Consider the following 8,976-nt stretch of genomic DNA (forward strand, 5'->3'; position numbering starts at 1 on the left):
CGGGGCAGGTGGGGGGGGGCGATCCTGCGGTGGGTGTCGGTGCTGGCTTTTGCCGCGCCGCTGGCCGATCTGTCGCCGGCGCTTGCGCAGGCTGGGCCGCATGACCGGGCGCCGCATCAGGCCTGGAGCTTCGAGGGGCCGCTGGGGCGCTTCGATCTTTCCGCCGTCCAGCGCGGGTATGCCGTCTATGCCCAGGTCTGTTCGGCCTGCCATGGCATGAAGGCCATGACCTATGGCGACCTGACGCGCATGGGGCTGACCATGGAGCAGGTCGGCCGGATCGCGGCCACGCAGCAGGTGCCGGGCGGGGTGGACGCGCAGGGCGACCCGGTGACGCGCGCGGCCACGCCGGCCGATCATTTCCGTGACCCGTTCGTCAATCCCGAGGCCGCCGCGGCGGCCAATCACGGTGTGGCGCCCCCCGACCAGTCGCGGCTGGCGCTGGTCTATCCCGGCGGGCCGGACCGGATCTATGCGTTGCTGACCGGATATCGGTCGCCGCCGCCGGGGTACCGGCCCAGCCATGCCGGCGCCGTCTACAATCCCTATGCCAGCGACCGCGAAATCGCGATGCCGCCGCCGTTGCGCGACGGGCAGGTTGTCTATACCGACGGCACGCCCGCCACCACGGCGCAGGAGGCGCGGGATGTCACCACCTTCCTGGCGTGGGTGGCGCAGCCTCATCTGGAGGCGCGCCACCGGCTGGGCGCGCAGGTGGTGCTGTATCTGCTTTTCCTTGCCGTTCTGGCGTTCCTTCTGAAACGGAGAGTCTGGTCCGATGTCCATTGAAACCGCCCCCCTTGCGTCTGCTCAGGACGCCGTCGAACCTGTGATCGGCCTGATCGGCGGATCGGGCCTGTATGATATCGACGGGCTGGAAGACAAGGCGTGGCGCACGGTCGAAACCCCGTGGGGCCTGCCGTCGGACGAGTTGCTGTTCGGCCGGCTGGACGGCGTGCGCTGCGTGTTCCTGCCGCGCCACGGGCGGGGGCATCCGATCCCGCCGTCGCGCCTGAACTATCGGGCCAACATCGCGGCGCTGAAGATGTCGGGCGTGACCGACATCGTGTCGCTTTCGGCCGTGGGGTCGCTGAAGGAGGAACTGCCGCCGGGGCATTTCGTCATCATCGACCAGTTCATCGACCGGTCCTTCGCGCGGGAGAAGAGCTTCTTCGATACCGGCTGCGTGGCCCATGTGTCGGTGGCCGACCCGCTGTGCCCGCGCATCGGCGACGTGCTGGAAGAGGCGGCGCGGGAACTGAAGCTGGATGTGACGCGCGGCGGCACCTATCTGGTGATGGAAGGGCCGCAATTCTCGACCAAGGCGGAGAGCAATCTTTACCGGTCCTGGGGCTGCTCGGTGGTCGGCATGACCAACATGCCGGAAGCCAAGCTGGCCCGTGAGGCGGAGATTTGTTACGCGACCGTGGCCATGGTGACGGATTACGATTGCTGGCACCCCGACCATGACAGCGTGACGGTGGATGCCGTCGTGAAGGTCATGCTGTCGAACGCCGACCGGGCCAGGGCGCTGGTGAAGTCGGTGATCCCGACCCTGGGCCGTCCGCGCGGGCTGTGCCCGGCCGGGTGTGACCGGGCGCTGGAACATGCGCTGATCACCGCGCCGGAGAAGCGCGACCCGGCCCTGCTGGCCAGGCTGGAGACCATCGCCGGGCGCGTGCTCTCGCGCGGCTGACGCGGGAGCACGCGGCGTCGGCCTTGCCGGCGCCGCGCGTTCGGCGGACTTTGCGTGGCAAGCATGGATGGATCATGCGCGCCAGGGGGCGCGTTCTACGCGCGGAGGCGGCCCGGTATCGGCCGGGCGGTCGGCGCGGCGGGCGTCGTTTTTTTCCAGACGATCATGTCGTCCCGCATTTCCACGGGGGCATCATCATCGCCGGATATGTCGTCGAGCATGACGGCGAAGGTGCCGGTTTTCGCCCAGTCCTGATAGCGTCTGTAAATCGAGTTCCAGTTGCCGAAGGTGGCTGGTAACGCGCGCCAGGGCCGGCCGGTCCTGACGATCCATAAGACCGCTTCCACGAAAAGACGGCAGTTTTCGCCTTTCCTGCCTGTGGTGGCGGATGGCTTCCATCGCTCCAGTCGTGATCGCATCCGCTCCCATTGCGCATCGTCAAGAACGAACAGGCGATCGGGGGAGGTGTCCGCCGGATCGTCGATTCCGATCGATCCCCGGTTGATCGGGGTTTCGACCTCAACGGGCTGTTGAGGTTGTTGAGGTTCGGGCGTCCCTGGCGCGGCGGGAACCCTGCGTGATCGCGGTGCCGGCGCGCCCTGAAGCAGGTCCAGAGGGCTCGCATCCAGGGCCTTGGCGATCTCGTACAGGCTGATGATGCTGGGATTGCGCATCCCACGCTCAAGATCGCTCAGATATTGCTGGCTGAACCCGGAGCGTTCCTCGACCTGCTGCTGGGTCAATCCGCGTTCTCGCCGGAGCCGGGCAAAATTTCTGCCGACAAGCTGGCGCATATCCATACGCCCACAATCCAGCTTTACCCGTTTCCGCGTTATCAACTATAATATGTAAAACGCGTCATTCGGGTTGGGATGCGAATCGTCGCTGCTGACGATGCGGGGTACCTGGCGCCAGAAGGGGAAGATCAGTCCGTGCGTCCATTACCATCATCCGGGGCAACGGCGCGGGAGGGTCGGGTCTCGATCCTCTACATCAATCTTGAGCGCAGTTCTGACCGTCGGATGGCCATGAACGACCAGTTCAGAGCATTGAGCCTGTCGGCGGCGCGCATCGAAGCGATCGACGGACGTGAACTTTCCCCCGACCAGGTGGCGCGTTGCGATCAGGACGCGAGGCGGCGGCGACGCGATACCGCCCTGACATCCAACGAAATCGGCTGTTTCCTGAGCCATCGGCGCGCCTGGGAAACGATTGCGCGCTCCGGGAAATCCACTCTCGTTCTGGAAGACGACGTTGCTTTGTCGGACGATCTGCCCGATCTGTTGCGGCGCCTGTCGGCCGATCCGCCTGCGCCGCATTTCATCCGCATGGGCGGAAATCGACGACGGCGGTCGCTGTTCGCTGGTGAGCTGTCGGAACGTTACGAAATCCGCCTTCTTCTCAGCGGATGCAGCGGTAGCCATGCCTATTGGCTCACCCCTGCCGGCGCGCGCGCCCTGCTGGCGGCATCCGGCAGGTTTGTAGAGGCGGTGGACGTTTTTCTGGACCATTACTGGAATTCGCGCGGCATTATGTATGCCGTCCAGCCATGGCCGGTCGAATTGCGTGACGATGCCAGTTCCTCGACCATCGGCGACGAGCGGTTTCGCCTGGAATGCTCCTTGAGACGCAGCGAGACCATGGTTGCCGGCCTGATGCGTTGGTGCCTACGGCAGCGACGCTCGCTGATCAGGCGGTGGTGGAGTGCGAAAACCTGCGTCGCCTGGAGTGCGAAACATGGCGGACGATCTTTAAAGCCGATGGGCGGACTTTGGCTCCGGCCGCTTTCGACCCGTCGATGGACCCGTGTCGGGTAGCGGCCGGCATCCGAACGAATGTCACATGACGGACGATATCCTGCGATTTTCGTGCATTAAAGCGTCTGAGCGAAGAAGGCCAGGCTGCGGGTGCGGGCGAGGTGGGCCGCCGGAGCGTTGAAGCTGGCGCGTTCCGGGCAGCCGAAGCCGTGCCCGGCATCCGGGTAGGTGTAGACCGGCAGGTCGGGGTGGGCGGCGCGGATGGCGGCGATGTCGGAGAGCGGGATCGAAGCGTCGGTCTCGCCGAAATGCAGTTCGACCGGGCAATGGGGCGTAAGGGTTCGCTCGGCGGCGATGCCGCCGCCATACCAGCCGACGGCCGCGCCGAACACGTTGGTGCGGCAGGCGGCCTGCCAGGCGATGGTGCCGCCCCAGCAATAGCCGATGATGCCGGTATGGGCCGGTGGCAGACCCAGTGCGTGGGCGGCGGCGGCGATGTCGCGCAGCGTGTCTTCGGGCGGGATCGCGGCGCGCAGGTCCAGGCCCTTGCGCACGCCGTCCTGGTCGTAGGGCAGTTCCACGCCGCGCTCCGCGCGGTCGAACAGGGCGGGGGCGATGACGCGGTAGCCTTCGGCGGCGAAGGAGTCGGCGACGGTGCGAATGTGGTGGTTCACGCCGAAAATCTCCTGCACCACGACCAGCGCGCGGGCGGCATCGGCCGGGCCTGCGGTGTAAGCGGAGAGCGTGTGGCCGTCGGTGGCGGTCAGGGTGATGGTCTGGCCCATGCGGCAGGTCCTTTTCTGTCCCGATCAGGGCCGGTAGAGTGACGGGATGACCGAGATCGTCAACCTGCGACAGGCGCGCAAGCGCAAGGTCCGCGCGGAGCAGGCCGCCATTGCGGCGCGCAATCGCGCGCTGCACGGCAGGACGCTGGCCGAACGCGACCGCGAGCGGCAGGAGGCCGAACGGACCCGGCGGGCGCTGGACGGCGCGCAGCTTTCCGCCGAGCCCGAGGGCGACGGGCAGGGGTGATGAACTCCTGGGGGCCGTCAGGGGCGTGCGGTCACTGTCGTGCGGTTCAATGTAACGTGAGGCATGCCGTGGCGTGGCGCAGCACCGGCGGGGAGATCGGACCCTGCTGCGCCACCCTGACCGAGTGCAGTCGCCCTTCCAGCGAGCGGGTCCAGAAATCGAGGAACCGGCGGAGTTGCGGATAGGACGGCGCCAGGTCGAGCTCCTGCCAGATATAGGTCTGGAGCAGGGTCGGGTGATCGGGCAGGCGATAGAGGATTTCGGCGGTCGTCAGGCGGTAGTCGTTGAGCTGGAGCCGCAGAGACATGGACACCTCGCTGGATCGACGGTTGGGCGTGCAAGGCCAGCCTGCTTGAGCCCGCAGGAGGATTTCAAGAAAAATTCTTTGTTCCCAAAAACTTGGCAGTCGTCGAAAGAAAGTGCTGCCAAGGCGTTGACAGGGAGGGGGTGGGCTCCTACCTCTTGCGTGGCACTCTCGCAAGGAGAGTGCTAAAGCGACGCGGCTCTGGCGCGCGTGCCAACCCGGTGGCGTTGCTTATTCAAGGGCGTTACCTTTTTTAGACGTGGAGCGATCCATAATGACGAATTTTCGGCCCCTGCATGACCGTGTGGTCGTCCGTCGCCTGACCGGCGAAGAGAAGACGGCTGGCGGCATCATCATTCCCGACACCGCCAAGGAAAAGCCGATGGAAGGCGAAGTCATCTCCGTCGGCCCCGGCGCGCGGAACGAGCAGGGACAGATCGTCGCCCTCGACGTGAAGGCGGGCGACAAGGTGCTGTTCGGCAAATGGTCGGGCACCGAGGTCAAGATCAATGGCGAGGAGCTGCTGATCATGAAGGAAAGCGACATCATGGGCGTGATCGCCTGAGGTCCTTCTACTTTCCTTTCTGATGAACGAGTTTCCTACAGGAGAATTCTGAAATGGCAGCCAAGGACGTAAAGTTCGGCGGTGAAGCACGTCAGCGCATGCTGCGGGGCGTGGACATTCTGGCCGACGCGGTGAAGGTGACCCTGGGCCCGAAGGGCCGGAACGTCGTGCTCGACAAGAGCTTCGGCGCGCCGCGCATCACGAAGGACGGTGTGTCGGTCGCCAAGGAAATCGAGCTGGCCGACAAGTTCGAGAACATGGGCGCCCAGATGGTGCGCGAAGTGGCCTCGAAGACCAACGACGTGGCCGGTGACGGCACGACGACGGCGACCGTGCTGGCGCAGGCCATCATCCGCGAGGGTGCCAAGGCCGTGGCCGCCGGCATGAACCCGATGGACCTGAAGCGCGGCATCGACAAGGCCGTCGTGGCCGTCGTCGAAGAGCTGAAGAAGAACACCAAGAAGATCACGACCCCGGCCGAGACGGCGCAGGTCGGCACGATCTCCGCCAACGGCGAGCATGAGATCGGCGAGATGATCTCGCAGGCCATGCAGAAGGTCGGCAGCGAGGGCGTCATCACGGTGGAAGAGGCCAAGGGCCTGCACACCGAGCTGGACGTCGTCGAGGGCATGCAGTTCGATCGCGGTTACATCTCCCCGTATTTCATCACGAATGCGGAAAAGATGATCGCCGATCTGGATAACCCCTACATCCTGATCCACGAGAAGAAGCTCTCGTCGCTTCAGCCGATGCTGCCGCTGCTCGAGAGCGTCGTGCAGTCGGGCCGTCCGCTGCTGATCCTGGCGGAAGATGTCGATGGCGAGGCGCTGGCGACCCTGGTCGTCAACAAGCTGCGTGGCGGCCTGAAGATCGCCGCCGTCAAGGCGCCGGGCTTCGGCGATCGTCGCAAGGCGATGCTGGAAGACATCGCGATCCTGACCGGTGGCCAGGTGATCAGCGAAGATCTGGGCATCAAGCTGGAAACCGTGACCCTGGCGATGCTGGGCCGCGCGAAGAAGGTCCGGATCGAGAAGGAAAACACCACGATCGTCGAGGGTGCCGGCGCATCCGACGACATCAAGGGTCGTTGCGCCCAGATCCGCGCGCAGATCGAGGAGACCTCCTCGGACTACGACCGCGAGAAGCTGCAGGAGCGTCTGGCGAAGCTGGCTGGTGGCGTTGCCGTCATCCGCGTCGGCGGCTCGACCGAGGTCGAGGTGAAGGAGCGCAAGGACCGCGTTGACGACGCGCTGCATGCGACCCGCGCCGCCGTCGAGGAAGGCATCGTTCCGGGTGGTGGCACCGCGCTGGCGCGTGCGTCGACCGCGCTGAGCCATCTGCACTTCCACAACGAGGACCAGCGCGTCGGTGCGGAGATCATCCGCAAGGCCCTGCAGGCTCCGCTGCGCCAGATCGCCCACAATGCGGGCGAAGACGGTGCGGTGATCGCCGGCAAGGTGCTGGAAGTCAGCGACTACAATTTCGGCTTCGACGCCCAGATCGGCGATTACAAGGATCTGGTCGCGGCCGGTATCATCGACCCGACCAAGGTTGTCCGTACCGCGCTGCAGGATGCGGCGTCGGTTGCCGGTCTGCTGATCACCACCGAAGCGATGGTGGCCGAGAAGCCGGAAAAGAAGGCCCCGCCGGCCCCCGGTGGCGGCATGGGTGGCATGGGCGACATGGATTTCTGATCCATCGAGCCTGTCGGTCCGGGCCTTGTGCCCGGACCGGAAGCCGCTTTTTCCGGCAGGAAAAGAGCCGTCCGTTCGCGGGCGGCTTTTTTTTGTTCTATTGGCCGGGGGCGATGCCCGTGTGGGCGGTGATGAAGGCCAGCAGGGCTTCCGCCGCGCGGCTGCGATAGCGCTCCTTGTGGCGGAGCCCGAAGAAGGGCCTTGGGCCGAACGAGAAGGGCGCCGCATGGAGGATACCTGCGCGGATGCCGGGGGCGACGACCAGGGAGGACAGGGCGGCAACGCCGGCGCCGGCCTCGACGGCGGTCCGCACGCTTTCGTTGGACGGCAGCACCAGCGCGATATCCAGCGTATCGGGGTCGATGCCGAGCCGGCGCAGATGCTGGTTGAGCGTCGAGCGCGTGCCCGAGCCTTCCTCGCGCATGATCCAGCGCGCCTGTTGCATCCATGCGGCGGTGAGGGGGGTATCCGGGAAGGGCTCGGCCCGCACCAGCAACAGCCTGTCCTCGCCGATCGGCCAGTGTGCCAGGGCCGGGTCGCCGATTGCGCCCTCGACGATCCCGATGTCGGCTTCGCCGTCATGGACCTGTGCCGCTGCCTGTTCGGTGTTGCGGATTGCCAGGTCGACCGACAGGGCGGGATATTGGCGACGGAACGCCGCGAGCAGGGCGGGCAGCCAGTAGGCGGCGATGGTCTGGCTGGCGACAAGGCGCAGCGTGCCGCGCCGGAGCGCGCCGAGATCGTCCAGCACATGTTCGGCGGCGGTGGCGCGGGCCAGCACGGCGCGGGCCTCGGTGAGGAACAGCCGGCCGGCCTCGGTGAGGGTGATGCCCCGGCCGACCCGGTGGAACAGTCTGACCCCGTGGCGGTCCTCCAGCGCCGCGATCGCCGCCGATGCGGCCGATTGGGTGACGTTCAGCGCCCGTGCGCCGGCCGTCATGTGCTCGCGTTCGGCAACGGCGATGAAGAGGCGAAGCTGTTCCAGGGTCATGGCGCGGGGGTCATGGAGCGGGGATCATGGAGCCGGAGTCATGGAGAGGGTGTGTCCTGATTGATCGGTTTTTCTGATTGGAACCACAGAAACGATGCGTTGGATAGAATGATTGGTCCGGGAGTAGCACGGGTGGCGAAAGGAAGCTGCCATGACGATTCCAGTCCTTCACCCGATGGTGATATCCGCCGGCGCCATGCGGGAACGGCTCGCGCCGGGCATTCTGCTCAGTCTGCTGGTTACGGTTCTGGCCTATGGGCTGGCGGAGGCGGAGCGCGTGTTGACCGGCAGGGCTTGGCTGGAGGCGCTGGTGCTGGCGATCCTGTGCGGGACGGCTCTGCGCAGCCGGTGGGTGCCCGCCCGGAAATGGCGGGCCGGCATTGCCTTCTGCGCGAAATGCCCGCTGGAAATCGCGATCGTGCTGCTGGGCGCGTCGGTCAGCGATACGGTGATCCGCGCGGCCGATCCGGCGTTGCTGGCCGGTATTGCCGGCGTGGTGGCTGTGGCGATCGTGCTGGGGTTCGGGATCGGCCGGCTGTGCGGTGTGCCGGCGCGCATGGCGCTGCTGGTTGCCTGCGGCAATGCGATCTGCGGCAATTCGGCCATCGCCGCGATCGCCCCGGTGATCGCGGCCGACGATGACGAGATCGCGGCGTCGATCGCCTTTACCGCGCTGTTCGGTGTGGCGGTCGTGCTGGGTCTTCCGCTGCTTGGCATCCTGCTGGGCATGAGCGGCGTGGCCTATGGTGCCCTGGCGGGACTGACCGTCTATGCCGTGCCGCAGGTCATTGCCGCCGCCGCGCCGCTGGGGGCGGTGGCGGTGCAGATGGGCATGCTGGTCAAACTGGCGCGGGTGCTGATGCTGGGGCCGGTCTGCCTGGTGCTGTCGCTGGTGACTCCCTCGGCCGGCGGAGAGGGGGCGGCAGGGGCGGTGACG

Annotated in this window: 11 protein-coding genes; 7 read left to right on the forward strand and 4 right to left on the reverse strand. The window is 66.3% G+C overall.

Going from position 1 to position 8,976, the window contains the following annotated elements; translation table 11 throughout:
- Positions 1-24 precede the first annotated feature (24 nt).
- Entirely contained in the window at positions 25-789 is a 765-nt protein-coding gene (locus tag ABF821_RS18125) for a cytochrome c1 (RefSeq protein ID WP_415531089.1), read from the forward strand.
- Complete coding sequence (locus tag ABF821_RS18130) at positions 779-1,696, forward strand: S-methyl-5'-thioadenosine phosphorylase (protein WP_415531081.1); 918 nt, start codon at positions 779-781, stop codon at positions 1,694-1,696. The genes ABF821_RS18125 and ABF821_RS18130 overlap by 11 nt, the downstream gene beginning before the upstream one ends.
- Before the next feature lie 95 nt (positions 1,697-1,791).
- On the opposite strand, the gene ABF821_RS18135 is transcribed toward ABF821_RS18130, so the two are convergent.
- Positions 1,792-2,496: a transposase gene (locus ABF821_RS18135; protein WP_415531082.1), complete on the reverse strand. Its 705-nt coding sequence runs from the start codon at positions 2,494-2,496 to the stop codon at positions 1,792-1,794.
- Positions 2,497-2,628: 132 nt separating this feature from the next.
- Between ABF821_RS18135 and ABF821_RS18140 the strand changes: the two genes are divergently transcribed.
- Entirely contained in the window at positions 2,629-3,513 is an 885-nt protein-coding gene (locus ABF821_RS18140; RefSeq protein ID WP_182974757.1) for a glycosyltransferase family 25 protein, read from the forward strand.
- 56 nt (positions 3,514-3,569) lie between these two features.
- Here the strand turns inward: ABF821_RS18140 and ABF821_RS18145 are convergent, their stop codons facing one another.
- Positions 3,570-4,238: a dienelactone hydrolase family protein gene (locus ABF821_RS18145; protein ID WP_415531084.1), complete on the reverse strand. Its 669-nt coding sequence runs from the start codon at positions 4,236-4,238 to the stop codon at positions 3,570-3,572.
- Positions 4,239-4,284: 46 nt separating this feature from the next.
- Between ABF821_RS18145 and ABF821_RS18150 the strand changes: the two genes are divergently transcribed.
- Positions 4,285-4,485 carry a DUF4169 family protein gene (locus ABF821_RS18150; RefSeq protein WP_415531085.1) on the forward strand — a complete coding sequence of 67 codons (201 nt, stop codon included), beginning with the start codon at positions 4,285-4,287 and terminating at the stop codon, positions 4,483-4,485.
- 46 nt (positions 4,486-4,531) lie between these two features.
- On the opposite strand, the gene ABF821_RS18155 is transcribed toward ABF821_RS18150, so the two are convergent.
- Positions 4,532-4,792, reverse strand: a complete 261-nt coding sequence (locus ABF821_RS18155; RefSeq protein WP_415531086.1) for an usg protein — start codon at positions 4,790-4,792, stop codon at positions 4,532-4,534.
- 271 nt (positions 4,793-5,063) lie between these two features.
- Between ABF821_RS18155 and ABF821_RS18160 the strand changes: the two genes are divergently transcribed.
- Positions 5,064-5,354 (forward strand): co-chaperone GroES, encoded by a 291-nt coding sequence (locus tag ABF821_RS18160; RefSeq protein WP_114726807.1) that lies wholly within the window; start codon positions 5,064-5,066, stop codon positions 5,352-5,354.
- A gap of 53 nt (positions 5,355-5,407) precedes the next feature.
- Positions 5,408-7,048: a chaperonin GroEL gene (gene groL, locus ABF821_RS18165; protein WP_182974761.1), complete on the forward strand. Its 1,641-nt coding sequence runs from the start codon at positions 5,408-5,410 to the stop codon at positions 7,046-7,048.
- 97 nt (positions 7,049-7,145) lie between these two features.
- Here the strand turns inward: groL and ABF821_RS18170 are convergent, their stop codons facing one another.
- On the reverse strand, positions 7,146-8,039 hold the full coding sequence (locus ABF821_RS18170; protein WP_415531087.1) for a LysR substrate-binding domain-containing protein: 894 nt from the start codon (positions 8,037-8,039) through the stop codon (positions 7,146-7,148).
- A gap of 151 nt (positions 8,040-8,190) precedes the next feature.
- Between ABF821_RS18170 and ABF821_RS18175 the strand changes: the two genes are divergently transcribed.
- The coding region (locus tag ABF821_RS18175) for a YeiH family protein (RefSeq protein WP_415531088.1) at positions 8,191-8,976 on the forward strand (786 nt) is incomplete at its 3' end.

The organism is Gluconacetobacter sp., from assembly GCF_047721585.1.
Classification (GTDB): domain Bacteria; phylum Pseudomonadota; class Alphaproteobacteria; order Acetobacterales; family Acetobacteraceae; genus Gluconacetobacter; species Gluconacetobacter dulcium.